This window comes from Variovorax sp. P4_D9 (assembly GCF_056401695.1).
The window spans coordinates 1-19,840 of record NZ_JBFUIU010000078.1 but is presented as its reverse complement, the minus strand read 5'-3'; the positions used below and the strand labels follow the sequence as shown (position 1 = coordinate 19,840).

The window sequence follows — 19,840 nt, the reverse complement described above, 5'->3', positions numbered from 1 at the left end:
CCGCCTGCACCAGGCTGCCCGCCTGTTCCTGCAGCGATCCCGCGGCCGCCGCAGCCTCTTCCACCAGCGCCGCGTTCTGCTGCGTCACCTGGTCCATCTGCGTGATCGCCTGGTTGATCTGCTCGATCCCCGAGGTCTGCTCCTGGCTGGCCGCCGTGATCTCGCCCATGATGTCGGTCACGCGCTTGACGCTGTCGACGATCTCCTCCATCGTCCGGCCYGCCTCGGCCACCTGCTTGCTGCCTTCCTCGACCTTCTCCACCGAATCACTGATCAGGGTCTTGATCTCCTTGGCMGCCGCCGCCGAGCGTTGCGCCAGGCTGCGCACCTCCGAGGCCACYRCCGCGAAGCCSCGGCCCTGCTCGCCGGCCCTTGCAGCTTCCACCGCCGCGTTCAGCGCMAGGATGTTGGTCTGGAAGGCGATGCCGTCGATGACGCCGATGATGTCGACGATCTTGCGCGACGAGGCGTTGATCGAGCCCATGGTGCCGACCACCTGRCCGACCACGCTGCCGCCCCGGACGGCCACTTCGGAGGCCGAGACGGCCAGTTGATTCGCTTGACGTGCGTTGTCGGCGTTCTGCTTGACGGTGCTGGTGAGTTCTTCCATCGASGCTGCGGTCTGTTCCAGCGAGCTGGCCTGTTCTTCGGTGCGCGAGGACAGGTCCTGGTTGCCGGTGGCGATCTGCGTGCTGACAGTCGACACGTTGGCGACCACGCCGTGCACCTGCTGCAGCGAAGCCTGCAGCGCTGTGCGCATGCCGTCGATCGCGCGCAGCAGCAGGCCGGTCTCGTCCTTGGCGTAGCTGGTTTCCGCAGCCCCGCTGAGGTCCATCGCGCCGATGGCCTGCGCCGTGGCTTCGGCCCTTTTCAGCGGCAGCGTGATGCTGCGCGACAGGCCCCAGGCCAGCAGGCTGCCAAGCACCAGCGACACCGCGGTGCTGACGGCGAGCAGGGTGGTGGTTTGCGCCCGCATCGACTCGGCCCGCAGAGCGGCGGCGTCGAGCCCTGCTCGCTGCAGGTCGACCATCTGCTGAACCCCGGCCAGGTAGTTGACCGAGGTCGGTTCGAAGCGCGCGCTGAAGACGCGGTTGGCGCCTTCGAGATCGCCGGCGAGCTTCAGCTTGCTGACTTCCTCGCGCGCCGCGAGGTATTCCTTGCGCAACTCGCCGACCTTCTGGAACAGCGCCCGCTCCGCGGGCTCGACCATCTGGCCTTCGATGAACTTCTGCAGTTCGTTGGTCTCCTTGATGGAGGCGGCAGTGGCCGGCGCGAAGTAGGCGACCAGGCTCGGGTCGCTGCTCTTGGCGATCGCTGCCGCGCGCTGCACGCCCGCGTTCGTGTGGCGCAGCCAGTCGGCACCGGCGCGCTCGGTCTTGACGTTGTCGTTCACCATGCCCTCGATCTCGACACCGAGATCGCGCAGCTTCAGCACCGCGAACACGCTGCTGGCGAGGAACAGGGCCAGGATGGCGCCCAGCACGAGGGCCAGGCGCCTGCCTATGGAAAGATTGCTCAGAAACATGATCGAGATCCGGGTGGGATGGAGGGGGAACGCTGAGGTATATCGGCGGCAAACCGAAATACTTGAGGCTTCGCTTCATCCGCCCGAATCGCCTGTCGAGCGACCGTGCTTTCGGGGGCGCCGCCTAGACCTAGAACTTGTAGGTGAGCGCGAGGTACGGCACGATCGGATTCAGCTTCAGGCTGGTCTGGCTGGCGGCGACTGGGACGCCATAGGCGGTGGTGGTCAACTTGGCCGTGGTGCGCAGCGGCAGGTAGGAGACCGAGAAGGCCATGCCCCAGTGCGGGTCGAACTGGTACGCGATGCCGGCGTTGAAGACCGCAGTGAAGGAGCTGTCGATCTTGGCCGTGGTCGCGGACAGCGATGCAGCGGGTAGATGCAGCCTGCTCGCGAGGGCGCCCTGCAGGCCCGGCGTGAGCGTCACGTCGCTGTACCAGACATAGGCGACGCCCAGGCCGACGTAGGGACGGAACCTCGCCTGGCCGTCGTTGAAGTAGTACTTGGCCARCAGGGTCGGGCTCCATTGCTTCGCGCTGCCGAGTTCGCCGATCGGGGCCAGCGTGCCTTCGCCGTCGAGCATGAACTTCGGCGGCACGCCCATCACGCCTTCGAGTGCCCAGTGGCTGTCGATGAAGTAGCTAAGGTTCAAGCCGAGCGTGTCGGCATCGCCGACGCTGGCGCCGGAGCCAGGCACCACCACGGGTGCCGGAGCCGTGAAGGTCAGCGGCTTGCTCGAGTCTTGCGTGGCGAAATGCAGCCAGCCTGCGCCAACCTGCCAGTCGCCGGCCTGCTGCGCCAGAGAGCTGGACGCTCCGAGGGCGGTGACGGCCGCCAGTACAAAAAGTCTTGTCTTCATTGTCGAGGTGTTGTGGGTCAAAGGCGGCGACCGAGGGCAAGCCTCGGATGCCGTGGCTCGAAGAAGCGCATCCGTGGCGCCTCTTCGAGCACGAGCCTGCTTCGACCCTGCCGTGCCCTTCAAGTTTCCTGTGGCGCTGTCGATATAGGGGTTGGTTCTCCAGGGATCTGGCTCGCCAGAGAGATCATTGGGCCCGCTTCGTGCGGGCCCTTTTTTTTGCCTTCAAACGCGGCGCTCGCCGCGGCTGCCTCGGTGCGCCTCGCCGAGCCTTCCCCTGCTGCCCTGGCGGAAGAAGGTGGCCCAGTCGCTGCGCTCGCGCACCGCGTCGATGTCGACCAGGTCGTCGGCCAGTGTGATCAGCCGTAGCGCCTCGTCGTTGGGCAGCCTGCGGTTCTCGTAGAGAAAGCGCAGCTGGCAGTCGCCGGCGCTGATGGCGTCGCCGTTGGCCAACGCCCGCTCGCGGATCCGCGTCTTGTTGACGAAGGTCCCGTTGCGGCTGGCCAGGTCGGTCAGCACGAAGCGGTCGCCGGTCCAGTGGATCGCGGCGTGATGGCGGCTGACGCCGAGTCTGTCGATGTGAACCCCGCAGGACGGGTCGCGGCCGATGGTCGTGATCGGCCCCTTGATGTTGACCTGCCGGACGCTGCCGTGGCGGGTCAGGACGATGAGTCTGGACATATCTACTCGCTGAAGATTGGTTGCAGTCACCGCATTTCGGCAATCGGTCGCACTTTCTGAAGACGCAATCCCGAAAATTGAGACATTCGTCGCGCTCACCGCGATCGCGATGCCGCGGCTGGCGATCAAGCGGTTGGTTCGTCCACTACTCTCGGCGCTTTCGGCGATCTGCTTCGCCGTGACCTGTCGAGCGGTGGAAAGAAACTGGCAATGAGAAAAGCGCGCAACGTCTTCTATGTGGTCGACGACCATCCGATGATGAGGAACGCCATTGCGTTGATGCTGCGGCGGCTGCAACCGGCAGCCGGCATCGTCGAGATCGATCGCCTCGACAAGCTGGCCGGCGCGGTCGAGCGCAACGGCGCCGCCGACCTGATCTGTCTCGACCTGAACCTGCCCGACGCCAAGGGCTGCGCTGGCGTGCACGCGGCACGGCGCGAGTACCCCGAAGTGCCGATCGCGGTCTATTCCGCGCTGCCCGCTGCCGACATGGAGGCGCTGTGCCTTTCGGCCGGCGCCGATATCTATATCGAGAAGGCCTCGGATGCCGCCGGCCTGATCAAGGGGCTCAAGAGCGTGCTGAAGACCGGGGAGGACAAGGACGACGCGCCCCCGGCGGAGGCCGAGAGCAGTGCCCGCCTGACCCCGCGCCAGGTGCAACTGGTGCAGCTGATCGCCGAGGGCCTCGGCAATCGCGAGATGGCCGAGCGTCTGGAGATCAGCGAGGACACGGTCAAGGTCCACATGTGGCGCCTGTACCGCCGCATCGGCGTCAACAGCCGGACCCAGGCGCTGCACTATGCGCGCACCAACGGCCACTTGTCGAACGTGGCCGTGAGCCCGGCATAGGCCGGGTACTACCATCCTGTGCAAGGCGTCCGCCGGACGCACGCCCCGCAGGAGAAGCCATGATCGGACGACGAAGCCTTGCCCTCGCCCTGGCAACCCTGCTGGCGGCCTGTGCGAGCCCAGTGACCGTCAAGACCGATTTCGATGCCAAGGCCGATTTCTCCGGCTACCGCAGCTACAGCTGGATCGCAGAACCCAGCGGTGAATCGTCGCTGTTGCCGCAGCCCATCATCCAGGGCATCGATGCACGGCTGCAGGCGCGCGGCTGGAAGCGGGTCGCCGAGGGCGATGTGCATGTCGCGGCCCATGTGACCACGCGCGACGGCCAGACCTACAACACCTTCTACAGTGGCATCGGCCACGACCTCACATGGCTCGGCTTCGGCCCGGTGCCGTCGAGCGTGACGATGTCGACCAACCCCTACCGGGCCGGCACGCTGGTGGTCGACATGTTCGACGCCAGGAGCCGGCGGGCGATCTGGCGTGCCAGCGTGGAGGGTGTGTTGCCAGACGATCCGGCGCGGCTCGATGCGTCGGTGCAGCGCACGCTGGACCGGATGTTCGCCGACTTCCCGCCAGGGTCGCGGGCCGGCCGCTAGCCGCAGTCCGAGGCCGCGCCGGCCAGCGCCGGCCCCACCACCGTCTCGAGTTGCCCGCGCAGCCAGCGATGGATCGGATCAGTCTGGTGGCGCAGGTGCCAGACCATGTACATCGGCATCGACGGACAGGTCACGGGCACCGGCGCCATGTCGAGGTCGCGCAGCAGGTGGACGCGCAGCAGGCTGGGCAGCGTGGCGATCGATACGCCGCCCCGCAGGAAAGGGCCGATGCCCGCGAAGCTCGGCAGCTGGGCAACGAAGCGCCGCTGCATCCCGCGTTCGGCCAGCACCTCATCGATGTCGAGCCGACGCCGAGGCTCGTACAGCACCGTCACGTGGTCGGCGGCCAGATAGTCGTCCTGGGTCTGCGGCGGCTCTCGCTGGCTGGCATCGTAGAAAACCCGGTACTGGTCCTCGAACAGGCGCTTCTGCACAACATCGCTGGCGCACGGCGGGCGCGGCGTGATCACGAGCTGGCAGTGTTCGTCGCGCAGCATCTCGGCGGTTGGCGCGCCGGAAGAAATCACGCGCAGCGCGAAGCCCGGCGCCTGTCGCCGGACATGCCGCAGCAGCGCGGGCAGCAGCAGGTCTCGCTGCAGGTCGTTGGCGGCAATCGTCAGCGTGGCGGCGAGCTCGGCCGGATCGAAGCCGGCGGCATGGCTGAAGCTGTGCAGCTCGTCGAGCATCACGCGCGCGMGCGATGCCAGCGAGTGCGCATGCGCCGTGGCCACGATGCCGCGGCCTGACTTCACGAACAGAGGGTCGCCGACGATGGCGCGGAGCTTGTCGAGCAGATGGCTGACGGCGGATTGGGTGACGCCCAGGCGCTGCGCCGCGCGCGTGACCGACCCTTCTTCGAGCACCGCCAGCAGCAGTTGCAGCAAGTGGCCGTCGAGGTCCAAATGATCGAATCGGCTCATGGCTGGAATGAGTATCCGTGCGTTGATCGGGCGATGCCCCCGAGTTGATACTGAACCCATCGCGCCGGCAACGACATGTCGCGCGAAAGTTGATTCGGATCAAGGCGCTACGCACAACGACCCAGGAGACTCTCTTGCCAACACCCAATCCAAGGCAGCCCATACCGGGCACCACCATCTTCGACGGCGAGCAGGCCCGCAAGGGCTATGCGCTCAACAAGATGTGCTATTCATTCAACCAGGCCGCGAACCGGGCCGCCTTCGTCGCGGACGAAGACGCTTACTGCGCGGCGTACGGGCTTAACCCCGAGCAGCGCGAAGCGATCCGCAATCGCAACGTGATGCAGCTGATCGAGGCCGGCGGCAACGCCTACTACCTCGCCAAGTTCGCCGGCATCTTCGGTCTCGACATGCAGGACATCGGGGCCCAGCAGACCGGCATGACCAAAGACGAATTCAAGGCCAGGCTGCTGGCCGCGAGGGGTTGAGCCATGGCAAGAATCGTTGGTGGCATCACCACCTCCCACGTGCCGGCGATCGGCCGAGCGATCGACAAGGGCCTGCAGCACGACCCCTACTGGAAGCCGTTCTTCGACGGATTCCCGCCGGTGCGCGACTGGCTCGCGAAGGTCCGGCCCGACGTCGTCGTGCTGATCTCGAACGACCACGGGCTGAACTTCTTCCTCGACAAGATGCCGACCTTCGCGATCGGGGCGGCCCCGGAGTATCGCAACGCGGACGAAGGCTGGGGCATTCCGAGCCTGCCGCCGCTGAAGGGCGACCCGGTCCTGTCATGGCGCCTGATCGAATCGCTGGTCGCCGAGGACTTCGACCTCACCACTTGCCAGGAGATGCTGCTCGACCACGCGTCCATGCTGCCGATGGCGCTGTGCTGGCCCGACATGAAATGGCCCGTGCGCGTGCTGCCGGTGTGCGTCAACACGGTGCAGGCGCCGCTGCCGTCCGCGGCCCGCTGCTTGCGGCTGGGCCAGGCGATCGCGCGCGCAGTGGCCGCGTGGCCCGGCGACGAGCGCGTGGTCGTGATGGGCACGGGCGGGCTGTCGCACCAGCTCGATGGCGAGCGTGCCGGTTTCATCAACAAGGACTTCGACCTGCGGTTCATGGAGAGCATGCGCTCCGACCCGGCGTGGGCCACCCGCTTCTCGACGGTCGAACTGGTGCAGCTCGCAGGCACCCAGGGCGTGGAGCTGCTCAACTGGATGGTCGCGCGCGGCGCCTTGCCCGAGAAGGTGCGCGCGGTGCACAGCAACTACCACATCCCGATCTCGAACACGGCGGCGGGGCTCATGGTGCTCGAGCCGCTGGTCTGAGCAGCAGGCCTATCCGGCCACGGTCCGACAGGCCGCGCGCACGATGCGGTCGGTCGGATTGGGTTCCATGTCGCGGAACAGCACCGGCCGCGGATTGCTGGCATAGTCGGTCACGTTGTGCGGCTCGCCGGCCCACAGCGGCACCGGATAGTAGGTCGCGTGCATGTAGCTGCCTTTCCTGGCGCGGCAGTCGAACACCACCCGCGCCTCGTAGGAGCGATAGGGCAGCTGTTCCCAATTGACGCGCGGGGAGGCGCGGCTCACGCGCAGCTTCATGGTCTTGCGCTGGCCCTCGACCCGGGTGGCCACCGGGTCGACCTGGACCGTGTCCACCGAGGGATCGCCGGGATTGCCCGTGACGGTGAACCATTGGGTTTCGGCTTGGGCGGCTTGGCAGCCCACCCAGGCGAACAACACCAGGCACGTTCTCACATCGACTCCTTCATTGGCGATCGAATCGATTCTAGCCAGCGGCCGATGCGCCATCCCCATCGACTGGGGGGTCAGTCGGGCCGGATCACCTCGGGGTCGTGCGCGCCGGCATGCAGCCGCCCGACCTCGGCGGCGCGCCGCGTCAGCACCGCGCGCTGGTTGATGTAGCCCTTGTCGGTGATCTCTCCGGCGTCGATGTCCGGCTGCTCGGCGAGCACCAGCGCGCGCATCGGGCATTGCGAGGAGCCGGCGCCGGCATCGCGCAATTCGCGCATCACGCGACGCAATGCGGCATGCAACAGCTCCGGTGGTTGCGCCGCGGCCTGTGGGCTGGCGAAGACCAGCATGCCGATCTCGTCGCGGTCGTGGCCGGTCAGCACGATGTCCTGCACCAGCGGCGCCAGTCGCGACACCAACTGGACGCGCAGCGTGCCGACCGAGACCCAGGTGCCGCTGCTGAGCTTGAAATCCTCGGCGACGCGGCCCTGGAAGATCACGCCGCGTTCGGGCCGGTCGGCGTCTGCGAGCAGGCCGGCATCGCCGATGCGGTAATAGCCCTCACCGTCGAAGGCCTCGGCACTCTCGCGCGGCGCATCGAGGTAGCCCGGGAACACCGACACGCCCTTGACCCGCATCTCGAGCTTGTCGCCGTTGGGCACGAACTTCAGCTCCAGCCCGGGCAGCGGCGCGCCGATGCAGCCGGCGCCGTCGAGCCGCCAGTGGGCCGAGGTGATGGCCGGCGAGGTCTCGGTCGCGCCCCACGACGTGGTGAGCCATAGCGGCTGCGTGGGCCGCGCGCGCAGGGCCACCGCCTCGAGCCGCTGCCATGTCGATGGCGCCAGTGCCGCCGCGGCGTAGAAGGCCAGCCGCAGCCGCGACATCACTTCGGCGGCCAGCGCCGGGTCGGCCTCGAGGAAGGGCAGCATTATGTCGAAGCCGCGCGGCACGTTGAACAGCAGCGTCGGACGCACCTCGCGCAGGTTGCGCAGCGTCTTCTCGATCAGCCCCGGCGCCGGCCGGCCTTCGTCGATGTAGAGCGCGCCGCCGTGGCACAGCACCATGTTGAAGTTGTGGTTGCCACCAAAGGTGTGGCTCCACGGCAGCCAGTCGACCAGCACGGGCTTCTCGGCCGCGAGGAAACGCCAGGTCTGGGCCATCATCTGCTGGTTGGCGCACAGCATGCGGTGGCTGTTGATCACCACCTTGGGCCGGCCGGTCGAGCCCGAGGTCAGCAGGTACTTGGCATGGTCGTCGGGCAGGATCGCGTCGAAGGCCTGCATCACTGCGGACGTCTCCTTCGCCTGCATCAGCCGCTCGAAGGGCAGGGCGCCCGGATGCGCCTCGGCATGGCGGCTGAACACCGTCGGCGCGCCGATGCCGCTGCCTTCGAGCGCCGCGCCATAGACCTTCGCGTCCGAGGCGTAGACCAGTGCCGGATCGAGCGCGCGCAGCATGCCGTGCAGCCGCGCCGGGTCCTTTGCCATGCGCGAGTAGGCGCTCGACAGCGAGCAGGCGGTGCGGCCGATGTGCATCGTGGCTAGCATCAGCACCGCGTGGTCGATCGCGTTGTCCGACAGGATCACGACCGGCCGGTGCTTCGGCACGCCGAGGTCGAGCAGGCTTTGTGCCACCGCGCCGACCGCATGGCGCAGTGCGCGGTAGTCGAGCCTGCGCCAGCCCGCGCCGGTCTCGTCGCGTTCAGCCAGCGCCAGCGCCTCGGGCGCCTCGCCGGCCCAGCGTTCGAGCCAGTCGCCGATGCAGCGCGCATAGGGCTTGAGTGCCACCGGCGAGCGCAGCGCGAAAGAGCCGTCGTCGAAGTCGATTCGCACCGTGCGCGGCGGCGCGATCTGGCTCTCGTCGTCGAGGAAGCCGTTGCTGTGCATGTCTTGTCTCCGGGGCACTACGACCCTCTTGGTTATTCGAGCGCGGTCGTGGCGGCCTTGGCGCGGATCAGGTTCAGCAGCAGGATGTCGCGCGCCGCTTCGAGTTCGGCGCTGCTGCGCTCACCGAGCTCCGCCGCCACGCCCTCGGCCACCTGCTGCTTGAGCGCCGCGGTCATCGACGGTGCGCCCAGGTCGTGCCACCAGTCCTCGATCGGGCCGCCCAGATGCTCGAGCAGGTGCGCGATGCCGCCGGCGCCGCCCGAGAGATGCAGGTTCATGAACGGCCCCATCAGCGCCCAGCGCAGGCCCGGGCCGTGCGCGATGGCGGTGTCGATGTCGGCCACCGAGGCCACGCCCTGCTCGACCAGGTGGAAGGCCTCGCGCCACAGCGCCGCCTGCAGGCGGTTCGCGATGTGGCCCTTGACCTCGCGCCGGACGTGGATCGGCCGCTTGCCGATCGCGGTGTAGAAGGCCATCGCGCGCGCGATGGCGTCGGCCGAACTGCGCTCGCCGCCCACCACCTCGACCAGCGGGATCAGGTGCGGGGGGTTGAAGGGATGGCCGAGCACCACGCGCTCCGGGTGCCGGCATTCGGACTGCACCGCGCTGATCGCCAGCCCCGACGAACTCGACGCCAGCAGCGTGGTCGGCCGCGCCGCGGCGTCCATGCGCCGGAACAGGTCGATCTTGATGTCGATGCGCTCGGGCCCGTTTTCCTGCACGAAGTCGGCGCCGGCCACCGCGTCCTCGAGCCGCGCGTGGAAGCGCAGCCGGTCGGGCGAGGCACCGTCGGCGAGCCCGAAGCGCTCCATCGTCGGCCAGTGCTGCGCCACCGCTTCGCGCAGCCGGGCCTCGGCGCCCGGCGAGGGATCGGTGGCGTCGACTTCGAGCCGGCGGGCCAGGAAGTAGGCGGTCCAGCTGGCGCCGATGACGCCGGTGGCGACCACCGCCACCCGTTTCACATCCGAGGCAATGCTGATCATTGGGCGGGTCCCGGCGATCTCAACGCGGCGCGAATTCGGGCCGTGGCGCGCCGACGCGCGGCAGGCCCATGATCTCGCGCGCCTCGACCGGCGTCGCCGGCTCCATGTCCATTTCGCGGATGACTCGCACGATCCGTTCGGTCAGCTGCAGGTTGGTCGCCAGTTCGCCGTGGCGGTAGTAGAGGTTGTCCTCGAGCCCCACGCGGGCGTGGCCGCCGAGCAGCAGCGCCGCGATGTTGGCCTCGAGCTGCGACGGGCCGATGCCGCTGACGCCGAAGATCGCGCCCTTCGGCAGCGTGTCGACCATCATCTGCAGGTTACGCGGCGAATACGGCATCGCATTCTGGAAGTTGCGGTGCACGTTCATGACCAGGTTGATGAAATAGGGCTCGTCGTCGAGGCCCTCCTGGATCAGCGTCGTMGTGTCCTGCAGGATGTGGGTCGGGCTGAACACCTCCCACTCGGGCTTGATGCCGCGCGCCTTCATGCCGGCGGCCAGCTCGCGGCCCTTGGGCAGCGGGGTGTCCATGAGGATCTCGCGGCCCTCGAACGAGAGGTTCAGCGTGGTGGCGTCGAGCGTGCACATCTCGGCCCCGGCGTCCATGCCCTTGATGCGCTCCTCGAAGGCGATCTCCCAGCGGTTGCCGGGCAGCGGCTTGATCATGTCGCCGTGCACGCCGCCGCCGGTCGAGTTGTTGATCACGATGTCGCAGCCGGCGGCCCGGATGCGGGTGTTGATGTCGCGGTAGACGTCCGCGTTGCAGGTGGCGCCGTCGTCGGGCCGGCGGGCGTGCAGCGCGACCACGCTGGCGCCGGCGCGCCAGCAGGCCACCACGTCGGCGGCGATCTCGGCGGGCTGGGTCGGGAGGTGGGGATTCTGCGACTTGTAGGCCATGCCGCCGGTGGGGGCGATGGTCACGATCACTTTGCGCTTCGACATCGTGGAGTCTCCTTTGATCAGCGGAGTATTATTTTTGGCTTCCCGTACCCGCGCAGTCATCGCAACGACATTTGGGATCAGGGTTTACGAGGCGAAAGCGTTCATGCCCCACAAGCCGACACAGAGACAACACGCCGCGCTATCGCTGTCCATCCCGGGCCTGCTCGAGGTTTCGGGCTGGTTCCCGGACCTCGACGCCGAGGCTCAGGCGCGCGTGCTCGACGAGATGCGCGAGGAGCATGTCGCCGCTGGCGCCGCCCTGTGCCGGCGCGGCGACACGCCGCTGCACTGGTACGGGACGCTGGAAGGCCTGCTCAAGTGGTCGATCACCGCGGACGACGGCCGCTCGGTGACCTTCGGCGGCCTGTCGGTCGGCAGTTGGTTCGGCGAGGGCACCCTGCTGCGCGCAGTGCCGCGCACGGCCGACATCATCGCGCTGCGCGACAGCCGGGTGGCGGTGCTGCCGATCGAGACCTTCGAATGGCTGCACCGCACGCAGATGAGCTTCAACCACTTCCTGCTGATGCAGATCAACGAGCGCCTGCACTGGTTCATGGGCAACTATGCGGCGCAGCGGCTGCTCGACGCCGACAGCCAGGTGGCACGGGCGATCGCCGGGCTGTTCCATCCCTGGCTGCATCCGCTGGGGCAGGCGCACCTGGAGACTTCCCAGGAGGAGATCGCCAATCTGTCGGGGCTGTCGCGGCAGCGCTGCAATGCGGCGCTGAACCGGCTGCGGGCCGCGGGGCTGCTGCAGATCGAATACGGGGGGATCACGGTGGTCGATCTTGAGGGATTGCGGCGCTTCGTGGACCAGATCTGAGCGGCAGGGTTCGGTCTGGACTTGGTTCATCCCGCGGCGTAGCATCGTCGGGCCCCTTGCCGCCCGAGCCGCGGCGACAAGGCGACATTCGTGCGGCGCCAATGGAGGTTCGTATGAGCTATCACCTGGAAGGACGCCTCCTGGAGGTGTGCAACTGCAACGTGCTGTGCCCCTGCTGGATCGGCGAGGACCCCGACAACGGCACCTGCGACACCATCGTCGCGTGGCGCATCGACAAGGGAACCATCGACGGCGTCGACGTGGGCGGCAACACCATCGCAGCCGTGGCGCATGTGCCGGGCAACATCCTTGAGGGCAACTGGACCGCGGCCATCTTCGTCGACGACCAGGCGTCGAAGGCCCAGGAGGAGGCACTGCTGAAGGTCTACACCGGCCAGGCCGGCGGGCCGATCGCCGACCTCGCCAAGCTCATCGGCCAGGTCGTGTCGGTGGAGCGGGCGCCGATCCGCTTCACGGTGAACGAAGGCAAGGGCGAACTGGAAATCGGCAAGGACTACTACGCCGAACTCGAGCCCTATCGCGGCGCCACCGGCGGCCAGACCACCCTCTCCGACACCGTGTTCTCGACCGTGCCGGGTGCGCCGGTCTTCGTCGGCAAGGCCCCGACCTATAGGTCCAAGAATGCCGCCCTCGGCATCGACCTCGACATCAAGAACCACAACGCCCTGCAGAGCACCTTCGTCTTCGACGCCTGAGCGCCTGCCCTATGAGCCTCACCGCGGGCGCCACGCCGGCGCGGCCACCGCCGAGCAGCGCCTCGCGCCACCTCCGGGTGTTCCTGCCGGTCCTGACTGCGCTGGTGGCGCTCGCGTGGCTCATGCTGTGGGCCTGGGCGCGCAGCCCGTACGGACGTTATCTCGCGCACGATGACTGGACGGCGTCGGGACCGGCGGCCTTTCTGTGCCGTGCCGTGCCGGCCGGCGCCGTGGTGCTGCCGCTGCTGCTCTACGCCGCCGCGTGGATTCTCATGACCGCCGCCATGATGCTGCCGACCACATTGCCCCTCTTCAACGCCTTCGATCGGTTGACGGCCGAGCGCCCCGACCATGGGCGCCTCCTGGTGCTGCTCGGCCTGGGCTACATGGCGGCGTGGGGGGGCTTCGGGCTGCTGGCGCATGCGCTACACAGCGGGATGCTGTCGCTGCTTGCCAGGGAGCCTGCGCTCGCCTGGAATGGCTGGATGATCGGCGCCGCGACGATCGGCCTGGCCGGCGCCTTCCAGTTCAGCAAACTCAAGCACCGTTGCCTGGACAAGTGCCGCACACCCCTGAGTTTCGTCATCGAGCACTGGCGCGGGCAGGCGCAGGCGCGTCATGCCTTCATGCTCGGCGTGCACCACGGCGTGTTCTGCGTCGGCTGCTGTTGGGCGCTGATGCTGTTGATGTTCGCGCTCGGCACCGGCAGTCTGGGCTGGATGCTGCTGCTCGCCGCCGTGATGGCGGTCGAAAAGAACGTTCGCTGGGGCCGGCGTCTCAGCACGCCGCTCGGAATCGCGCTGCTGGCCTGGGCCATCGTCCTGGTGGCGACCCATGCCTGAGGCGCGTGGCGGCGACCGGCCCGCGCTGCGGACGATCCTCCTCACCGCGGCGGCGATGCTCGCCTTTGCCGCCAACTCGCTGTTGTGCCGGCTTGCATTGCAGCGCAGGGGCATCGATCCGGCCAGCTTCAGCAGCATCAGGCTGGTTTCGGGCGCGCTCACGCTCGCCGTCATCGTCCGTGTCCGGCCGGGCCAGCCGTCGCAGGGGCGCACCGACTGGCTCGCCGCGGCAATGCTGTTCGCCTATGTCGCGCTCTTCTCGTTTGCCTATCTCAGCCTGTCGGCGGGCACCGGTGCGTTGATTCTGTTCGGCGCGGTTCAATTGACGATGTTCAGCGTGGGGCTGCGCGCCGGCGAGCACTTCGGAGCCGTCGCGTGGACTGGTCTGGTGCTGGCCGTCGCCGGGCTGGTCTATCTCGTGTCGCCGGGCGTGGCGGCGCCGCCGCTGCTGGGGGCCGCATCGATGGCCATCGCCGGCGTGGCCTGGGGCGTGTACTCACTCCGCGGCCGCGGCGTCGCCGACCCRCTGGCCGCGACGGCGTCCAACTTCGCGCGGGCGGCGCCGATGGCGCTGCTGCTGAGCCTGCTGTTCGCCGCCAGGGCGCAGGCGGATCCCGGTGGGGTCGCCCTGGCGATCGCCTCCGGCGCCCTCACATCCGGCATCGGCTATGTCATCTGGTATGCCGCCCTGCCGGGGCTGTCCGCCATGCGCGCCGCCACCGTGCAGTTGTCGGTGYCGCCCATCGCCGCATTCGGTGGGGTCCTGTTCCTGGCGGAGTCGATCACGCCGCGTCTGGCCGTGGCCTCCGCGGCGATCCTCGGCGGCATCGCGCTGGTGCTGACCAGCCGGTTGCGCAAGGCGTAGCCTGACGCCGGTGGCTTGCGATTTCCTGTCGCGGCCCTTCAGGAAAGTCCGGCCGCTGCCGATAGCGCAGCGGCCCTGAGCCGCGACGCCAAACCATGACCACGACCGAATTTTCCACGCCCGAGGCGCTGCTGGCCCGGCTCGACGCGCAGGGCTGGATGCCGCTTGTCCGTATCGGGGAAGCGCTGACCTCGCTCGGCATGATCACGGAAACGAGCAGCTGCGTGCCGGGCTGGCCGAACAACAGCGTGACCGCAGCGTGCCGCCGGGCGAGACACTCGTGCGCATGGGCGCCATGACCCGTGCGGACCTGAAGCCGCGATCGCACACAAGATGGGCTATCCGCTGGTCGACCTCGACAACTTTCCGGACTCCGCCGAAGCGCTGCAAAGGGTCAGCCACTGCGCGGCGCAGCGCCTGCGGGTCATGCCGTTGATGGTTTCGGGCGGGCGCCTGATCGCGATGCTCGGGACACGTCGAGCCACCGCGCGGCCCTCGACGAGCTAGAGTTCATCGCCCAGGCGAAGGTGGTTCCGGTGCTCGCGCACTGTCGCAACCTCGACCAGGTGCTGCGACGGGCTTACGAGAAGATCGGCGCGGAATGCCAAGGCGGTCATCGACGACCCGTCCCGGCCCTTGGAGTTCGACCTCGGCGCCAGCGATCTGCTGCAGACGCGAGAGATTGAGGATTGCGCCCATGCCAGCGAGGACGCGCCGATCGAGCAGTCCGACAACTCGCTGGTGCGCCTGGTGAACCGGATGATCATCGAGGCGCATGCCGAGGGCGTCTCGGACATTCATGTCGATAGCTATCCGGGGCGCGAAAAGATCCGGATCCGCTTCCGGCGCGACGGCCGTCTCTACACCTATCTCGAGCTGCCGCCGAGCTATCGCAACGCGATCATCGCGCGGATCAAGATCATGTGCGATCTCGATATCAGCGAGAAGCGCAAGGCGCAGGACGGCCAGATCAACTTTTCGAGATTCTCGGCCCAGCATCCGATCGAGTCGCGGGTGGCGACCATCCCGACCAACAGGGCTGGAAGACGTGGTGATGCGCATTCTGGCCTCGGCCAAGGCGATCGCGCTGGAGGACCCGGGTCTGACCTCGCGCAACCTTCACAAGCTGCGAGAAGCCGTGGAGCGTCCCTATGGCCTCGTGCTGTGCGTCGGGCCGACCGGGTCCGGCAAGACGACGACGCTGCACTCGGCGCTGATGCACATCAACACGCCGGAGCGAAAGTTCTGGACCGCCGAAGATCCGGTGGAAATCACGCAGCCGGGCCTGCGCCAGGTGGAGGTGAACCCGCGCATCGACTGGACATTCGCCAAGGCCCTGCGTGCATTCCTGAGCGCCGATCCGGACGTGGTCATGGTCGGCGAGATCCGTGACGAGGAGACCGCGAAGATGGCCGTCGAGGCTTCGTTGACGGGCCACCTGGTCCTCTCGACTTCCTATCGCGACAGGAACCCTGTCGGCGACGTCGACCTCTCCGCTATCGCCGCTTCATGGCGGTGTGGCAGTTCTGGCTGCTAGGAGAGTACGCAGGACGGGTTCCGGTCTGGGGTTCGCAGGCGATTCCGACGGACTATCTCCGTCGGCAGGTCACGATGCTGCGCAATTGGGAGAGGCTGGAACTGCCGCTGTAAGTCCGCGGCCTTCGTGGTTCCGATTGACAACACCCTTGCCGCCGACCAAGCTTTCATTTGGAGGAACGGTCATGAACCAACGACGGGCTTTCATGATTGGCGTAACCGCCGCAGCGATGTTGTCTAACCATGGCGCGAGCGCCCAGACAAAGAAGGCGCCGGCCGCTGGCACGGAGAGCGAGTTGCGCAACGCCATCGCGCAATTCGAGAAGGCTTGGAATCAGCACGACGTCGATGCCGTGCTGGCACTGATGACGGAGGACGTCTGGTTCACGCAAGCGCTCGACTACTACGGGCGCATGAAGGGTAAGAAGGCGGTGAAACCCGCCTTCGAGTACGACGTCAAGAGTACCGACCTCAGATGGGAGGTGAAGCGCGTCCGCATGATGCCTGACGGAACAGCCAGCGTCGTGTTGCGTCAGGTCGGTTTGATTCCGCCCAAGACCGATGGAAAGTACAAGCGCGAAGACGTGAGCGAACCCAGCTTCAGTCGCTGGCGTCTCGAGAGCGGCAAGTGGAAGTTGTTCTTCTTCACGTCAAACAAGGGCTGGGCTCTGGATGAAATGAAGAAGGACGGATTGGATTAGCAAGACTCCAGTCAAAGTCGTTTTCTATAGAACACGCGCTCGTAGCCGCCTTGGGCTCGGCGGTCGTACTCAACGTAGCCAATTTTTGGATAGAGCACCTGGTTCTCTGACATTTTGGAGTTTGTGCAGAGGTAAATCGACTCGAAGCCGCGTCGACGAGCCTCGCCTTCGGCAAACTCCAAGAGGGCGCGGCCCACCCCGGTACCGTGCGTCTGCGGGGACGCTGCGACAGTATCAATGTAGAAGCCGTCTTCGGTCTCATACTGAACCAGAACGCCAACCACCCGTTCCTGTCGTTCCGCGACCCAGACTTTCCCTTCGGCGGCGAGTGCAGCATAGTCGGAGAGCATCGGAGCCGGCGGCCTGCCGATTCGCTCCACGTAGGGCTCGAATGCAGCGTTGACGCAGGCCGCCGTCGCAACGGCGTCGCCCTGGTGGGCTGCACGGACTGTGATTGCAGATGCTGTCGTCATCGCTAGCCTCAACCCTGTCGGCGAATCTCTCGGGGCGCGCAGCGCACTGAAGCGCGTCAAACACCGAGCAGTTCTTCGAGCGCGGCCGGTTCGGCGACGAGGTCGGCGGACGGCCCGTGCCGCACGATCTTCCCCTTCTCCATCACCACCGCGCGGTCTGTGTGCCCGAGCACCTTGCGCCAGTCGCGGTCGACGATCAGGGTGGCGATGCCGGTGGAGCGGATGCCGGCGATCACGCGCCAGATCTCGGCCACGATCAGCGGCGCCAAGCCTTCGGTCGCCTCGTCGAGGATCATCAGCCGCGGGTTGGTCATCAGCGCACGGCCGATCGACAGCATCTGCTGCTCGCCGCCCGAGAGCTGCTGGCCGCCGTGCGAGAGCCGCTCGGTCAGCCGCGGGAAGGTTGCCATCACGCGATCGAAGGTCCATTCGCGCTTGCCGTCGATGCCGGCGCGCGCGCTCATCACGAGGTTTTCGCGCACCGACAGGTTCGGGAAGATGCCGCGCCCCTCGGGCACGTAGCCAATGCCGCGCCGCGCCATCTTCTCGGGCGTCCAGCCGGTGACTTCCTGGCCGTCGAGTCTGACGTGGCCGGAAGCCGGCCGCACGTAGCCCATAAGCGAGCGGATCAGCGTGGTCTTGCCCATGCCGTTGCGGCCAAGCAGGCCGACCGACGTCGCGGCCGGGATCTCGACGTCGACGCCGCGCAGGATGTGGCTGTCGCCGTAGTAGGTGTTCAAGCTTTCGATCTTCAGCATCTCAGTTTTCCACCTTGCGATTGCGCGAACTGCGACGCATCGAACGCTGCTGAAATTCGAGGCGGGCCGCAGGGGAGGAGGCCGCAGGCCGGGGGACATTCGCGGAGCAGAGTACGCCGTCGAGGTGAGCCCGCCCCAGCTCGACGAGTCCGCATCGATTCGAAAAGCTCGGTGCCATCTAGTGATCCTCGCCGAGATAAGCGGTGCGCACGTCGGGATTGGTCCGGATCGACGCTGGATCGCCGGTCGCGATCACCGTGCCGTTGACCATCACCGTGATGCGGTCAGCGATGCGGAACACCGCGTCCATGTCGTGCTCCACCAGCAGGATCGCGTGCTGTGCCTTGAGGTTGGCGAGCAGGCCCAGCATGCGCTCGGTCTCCTCGGCGCCCATGCCGGCCAGCGGCTCGTCGAGCAGCAACACGCGCGGCTTGGTCGCCAGGCACATCGCGACCTCGAGCTGGCGCTTGGCGCCGTGGCTCAAGGTGCCGGCGATGCGCTCGGCCACGCTGTCGAGGCCGGCCGCGGCCAGCGCCTCGCGGGCGCTGGCGTTGCTCTCGGCGCAGCGGCTCGACGATTGCCAGATCGCCCACGGCCGCGGCGTCGCGGCTTGTGCGGCGAGACGACAGTTCTCGAGCACCGTGAACTCCGGGAAGATCGTGGTGCGCTGGTAGCTGCGCCCGACACCTGCCAGCGCGCGGCGGAACTGCGCGCGCGTCGTGATGTCCTCGCCGTCGAGCGCGATGCGGCCATCGGAGGCATCGATCTCGCCCGACAGCATGTTGATCAATGTCGACTTGCCGGCGCCGTTGGTGCCGATCACCGCATGCACTTCGCCGCGGCGCAGGTCGAGCGTCACGGCGTTGACCGCGACCAGGCCGCCGAAGCGGCGGGTGAGTGTTTCGACGGCCAGCAACGTGCTCACGATGCAGCCCCCTTAGGCGACAGCCGCGCCGTGATGCCGATGATGCCCTTGGGCAGCAGGGCGACGAAGGCGATGATCGCCAGCCCCAGCGTCAGCTGCCAGTGGTCGGCCATCGGGCCGACCAGCGCATGCGTGGAGAGCAGCTCCTTCAGAAGAGTGAACGCCACCGCGCCGATCACCGCGCCGCGCAGGTGGCCGAGGCCGCCCAGGATGATCATCAGCAGCACCTCGCCGGAGTTGTGCCACGCCAGCAGTTCGGGGTTGACGACGCCGTCGCGCGAGGCGACCAGAAAGCCCGCCAGCCCGGCGAGCGCGCCGGCGATCACGAAGGCCGCGAGCTTGTAGCCGTAGACCGGGAAGCCGGCCGCGCGCATGCGCTGCTCGTTGACGCGGATGCCGGCCAGCGCGGCGCCGAAGCGCGAGCGCCGGATCAGCGCCAGCAGGCCGTAGGTGGCCACCAGCGCCGCCAGCACGAAGTAGAACTGCACGCCGCGGTTCTCCATGTCGAGCGCACCGAGTGCCGGGCGGATGTACATGTAGATGCCGTCGCTGCCGCCGCCGAGCGCGGTGTCGTGGAAAACGAAGAAGGCCATCTGCGCGAAGGCCAGCGTGACCATGATGAAATAGACGCCGCGGGTGCGCAGGCTCAGCGCGCCGACCGCCAGCGCATAGGCCGCGGCACACCCCATGGCCAGCGGCAGCAGGAACGCGATCGAGCCGCCCTCCTTGCCCGAGCCGAGCACCGTGGCATAGGCGCCGATGCCGTAGAAGGCCGCATGGCCCAAGCTCACGAGGCCGGTCATGCCGACCAGCAGTTCGAGGCTCAGCGCGAAGATCGACAGGATCATCACCTTGACGACCAGGTCGGACATGTAGGGGCTCAGCATCGGGCCGAGCACCGCCAGCGCGATGGCGCACAGCAGGGGCAGCAAGTGGTTCAGTTTGGTCATCATCAGCTCTTGCGTCCCATCAAACCCTCGGGGCGCCATATCAAGACGATGGCCATGAGCACGTAGATGCCCATGCCGCTGAGTTCGGCGAAGAAGACCTTGCCGAAGGTGTCGACGAAGCCGACCAGCAGCGAGGCCACCAGCGCGCCGGTGATCGAGCCGATCCCGCCGATCACCACCACCACGAAGCAGATGATCAACACGCTCGCGCCCATGCCCGGGTAGACCGAGGACATCGGAGACCGAGGACATCGG

Annotated in this window: 26 protein-coding genes and 1 pseudogene; 14 read left to right on the top strand and 13 right to left on the bottom strand. The window is 67.4% G+C overall.

Going from position 1 to position 19,840, the window contains the following annotated elements:
• The 3 genes from AC1DY5_RS11570 to AC1DY5_RS11560 all read right to left on the bottom strand — a co-directional run.
• Positions 1-1,525, bottom strand: a 1,525-nt coding sequence (locus AC1DY5_RS11570; protein ID WP_478111424.1) for a methyl-accepting chemotaxis protein, incomplete at its 3' end; no start/stop codon positions are given.
• 130 nt (positions 1,526-1,655) lie between these two features.
• Entirely contained in the window at positions 1,656-2,381 is a 726-nt protein-coding gene (locus tag AC1DY5_RS11565) for an OmpW/AlkL family protein (protein WP_478111423.1), read from the bottom strand.
• Positions 2,382-2,603: 222 nt separating this feature from the next.
• On the bottom strand, positions 2,604-3,059 hold the full coding sequence (locus AC1DY5_RS11560) for an FHA domain-containing protein (protein WP_478111422.1): 456 nt from the start codon (positions 3,057-3,059) through the stop codon (positions 2,604-2,606).
• Between the two features lie 16 nt (positions 3,060-3,075).
• On the opposite strand from AC1DY5_RS11560, the gene AC1DY5_RS11555 reads away from it, so the two are divergent.
• The 3 genes from AC1DY5_RS11555 to AC1DY5_RS11545 are packed head-to-tail and all read left to right on the top strand — an operon-like array spanning position 3,076 to position 4,507.
• Positions 3,076-3,273: a hypothetical protein gene (locus tag AC1DY5_RS11555; protein ID WP_478111421.1), complete on the top strand. Its 198-nt coding sequence runs from the start codon at positions 3,076-3,078 to the stop codon at positions 3,271-3,273.
• Positions 3,270-3,908, top strand: a complete 639-nt coding sequence (locus AC1DY5_RS11550; RefSeq protein WP_478111420.1) for a LuxR C-terminal-related transcriptional regulator — start codon at positions 3,270-3,272, stop codon at positions 3,906-3,908. The genes AC1DY5_RS11555 and AC1DY5_RS11550 overlap by 4 nt, the downstream gene beginning before the upstream one ends.
• A gap of 59 nt (positions 3,909-3,967) precedes the next feature.
• Positions 3,968-4,507, top strand: coding sequence for a DUF4136 domain-containing protein (locus AC1DY5_RS11545; RefSeq protein ID WP_478111419.1), 540 nt, complete (start codon positions 3,968-3,970; stop codon positions 4,505-4,507).
• On the opposite strand, the gene AC1DY5_RS11540 is transcribed toward AC1DY5_RS11545, so the two are convergent.
• Positions 4,504-5,427: a LysR family transcriptional regulator gene (locus tag AC1DY5_RS11540; RefSeq protein ID WP_478111418.1), complete on the bottom strand. Its 924-nt coding sequence runs from the start codon at positions 5,425-5,427 to the stop codon at positions 4,504-4,506. The genes AC1DY5_RS11545 and AC1DY5_RS11540 overlap by 4 nt on opposite strands.
• A gap of 134 nt (positions 5,428-5,561) precedes the next feature.
• On the opposite strand from AC1DY5_RS11540, the gene AC1DY5_RS11535 reads away from it, so the two are divergent.
• A complete protein-coding gene (locus AC1DY5_RS11535; protein WP_478111417.1) occupies positions 5,562-5,915 on the top strand; it encodes a protocatechuate 4,5-dioxygenase subunit alpha in 354 nt (117 codons plus the stop codon).
• A gap of 3 nt (positions 5,916-5,918) precedes the next feature.
• Positions 5,919-6,758: a class III extradiol dioxygenase family protein gene (locus tag AC1DY5_RS11530; protein WP_478111416.1), complete on the top strand. Its 840-nt coding sequence runs from the start codon at positions 5,919-5,921 to the stop codon at positions 6,756-6,758.
• A gap of 9 nt (positions 6,759-6,767) precedes the next feature.
• Here the strand turns inward: AC1DY5_RS11530 and AC1DY5_RS11525 are convergent, their stop codons facing one another.
• From AC1DY5_RS11525 to AC1DY5_RS11510, 4 genes are all read right to left on the bottom strand, one after another.
• The gene (locus AC1DY5_RS11525; RefSeq protein WP_478111415.1) at positions 6,768-7,190 is read right to left on the bottom strand and encodes a surface-adhesin E family protein; all 423 of its coding nucleotides are present in this window, start codon (positions 7,188-7,190) and stop codon (positions 6,768-6,770) included.
• Between the two features lie 71 nt (positions 7,191-7,261).
• Positions 7,262-9,073 (bottom strand): feruloyl-CoA synthase, encoded by a 1,812-nt coding sequence (locus AC1DY5_RS11520; protein ID WP_478111414.1) that lies wholly within the window; start codon positions 9,071-9,073, stop codon positions 7,262-7,264.
• Between the two features lie 32 nt (positions 9,074-9,105).
• Complete coding sequence (locus tag AC1DY5_RS11515; protein ID WP_478111413.1) at positions 9,106-10,056, bottom strand: 3-hydroxyacyl-CoA dehydrogenase NAD-binding domain-containing protein; 951 nt, start codon at positions 10,054-10,056, stop codon at positions 9,106-9,108.
• Between the two features lie 19 nt (positions 10,057-10,075).
• Positions 10,076-10,996 carry a beta-keto acid cleavage family enzyme gene (locus AC1DY5_RS11510; RefSeq protein ID WP_478111412.1) on the bottom strand — a complete coding sequence of 307 codons (921 nt, stop codon included), beginning with the start codon at positions 10,994-10,996 and terminating at the stop codon, positions 10,076-10,078.
• Between the two features lie 103 nt (positions 10,997-11,099).
• Between AC1DY5_RS11510 and AC1DY5_RS11505 the strand changes: the two genes are divergently transcribed.
• The 9 genes and pseudogenes from AC1DY5_RS11505 to AC1DY5_RS11465 all read left to right on the top strand — a co-directional run bounded on the left by AC1DY5_RS11505 (position 11,100) and on the right by AC1DY5_RS11465 (position 16,479).
• Positions 11,100-11,819, top strand: a complete 720-nt coding sequence (locus AC1DY5_RS11505; protein WP_478111427.1) for a Crp/Fnr family transcriptional regulator — start codon at positions 11,100-11,102, stop codon at positions 11,817-11,819.
• A 113-nt stretch (positions 11,820-11,932) separates the two neighbouring features.
• Positions 11,933-12,535, top strand: coding sequence for a DUF1326 domain-containing protein (locus AC1DY5_RS11500; protein ID WP_478111411.1), 603 nt, complete (start codon positions 11,933-11,935; stop codon positions 12,533-12,535).
• Positions 12,536-12,546: 11 nt separating this feature from the next.
• Positions 12,547-13,377 (top strand): DUF2182 domain-containing protein, encoded by an 831-nt coding sequence (locus tag AC1DY5_RS11495; RefSeq protein WP_478111410.1) that lies wholly within the window; start codon positions 12,547-12,549, stop codon positions 13,375-13,377.
• Positions 13,370-14,242 (top strand): DMT family transporter, encoded by an 873-nt coding sequence (locus AC1DY5_RS11490; RefSeq protein WP_478111409.1) that lies wholly within the window; start codon positions 13,370-13,372, stop codon positions 14,240-14,242. Before AC1DY5_RS11495 ends, AC1DY5_RS11490 begins: the two co-directional genes overlap by 8 nt.
• A 95-nt stretch (positions 14,243-14,337) precedes the next feature.
• Positions 14,338-14,541 carry a hypothetical protein gene (locus tag AC1DY5_RS11485; protein ID WP_478111408.1) on the top strand — a complete coding sequence of 68 codons (204 nt, stop codon included), beginning with the start codon at positions 14,338-14,340 and terminating at the stop codon, positions 14,539-14,541.
• A gap of 34 nt (positions 14,542-14,575) precedes the next feature.
• Complete coding sequence (locus AC1DY5_RS11480; RefSeq protein ID WP_478111407.1) at positions 14,576-14,749, top strand: GspE/PulE/PilB domain-containing protein; 174 nt, start codon at positions 14,576-14,578, stop codon at positions 14,747-14,749.
• A 252-nt stretch (positions 14,750-15,001) separates the two neighbouring features.
• Positions 15,002-15,217, top strand: a pseudogene (locus tag AC1DY5_RS11475) (ATPase, T2SS/T4P/T4SS family); the annotation flags it as partial.
• Between the two features lie 79 nt (positions 15,218-15,296).
• On the top strand, positions 15,297-15,779 hold the full coding sequence (locus AC1DY5_RS11470) for a GspE/PulE family protein (protein WP_478111426.1): 483 nt from the start codon (positions 15,297-15,299) through the stop codon (positions 15,777-15,779).
• 184 nt (positions 15,780-15,963) lie between these two features.
• The gene (locus AC1DY5_RS11465; RefSeq protein ID WP_478111406.1) at positions 15,964-16,479 is read left to right on the top strand and encodes a nuclear transport factor 2 family protein; all 516 of its coding nucleotides are present in this window, start codon (positions 15,964-15,966) and stop codon (positions 16,477-16,479) included.
• Between the two features lie 11 nt (positions 16,480-16,490).
• Here the strand turns inward: AC1DY5_RS11465 and AC1DY5_RS11460 are convergent, their stop codons facing one another.
• From AC1DY5_RS11460 to AC1DY5_RS11440, 5 genes are all read right to left on the bottom strand, one after another.
• Positions 16,491-16,952, bottom strand: coding sequence for a GNAT family N-acetyltransferase (locus AC1DY5_RS11460; RefSeq protein ID WP_478111405.1), 462 nt, complete (start codon positions 16,950-16,952; stop codon positions 16,491-16,493).
• A 56-nt stretch (positions 16,953-17,008) separates the two neighbouring features.
• A complete protein-coding gene (locus tag AC1DY5_RS11455) occupies positions 17,009-17,710 on the bottom strand; it encodes an ABC transporter ATP-binding protein (protein WP_478111404.1) in 702 nt (233 codons plus the stop codon).
• 178 nt (positions 17,711-17,888) lie between these two features.
• Positions 17,889-18,635 carry an ABC transporter ATP-binding protein gene (locus tag AC1DY5_RS11450; protein WP_478111403.1) on the bottom strand — a complete coding sequence of 249 codons (747 nt, stop codon included), beginning with the start codon at positions 18,633-18,635 and terminating at the stop codon, positions 17,889-17,891.
• Positions 18,632-19,585, bottom strand: a complete 954-nt coding sequence (locus AC1DY5_RS11445; RefSeq protein WP_478111425.1) for a branched-chain amino acid ABC transporter permease — start codon at positions 19,583-19,585, stop codon at positions 18,632-18,634. The genes AC1DY5_RS11450 and AC1DY5_RS11445 overlap by 4 nt, the downstream gene beginning before the upstream one ends.
• 2 nt (positions 19,586-19,587) lie before the next feature.
• A partial coding sequence (locus AC1DY5_RS11440) for an ABC transporter permease subunit (RefSeq protein WP_478111402.1) occupies positions 19,588-19,840 on the bottom strand: 253 nt, incomplete at its 5' end.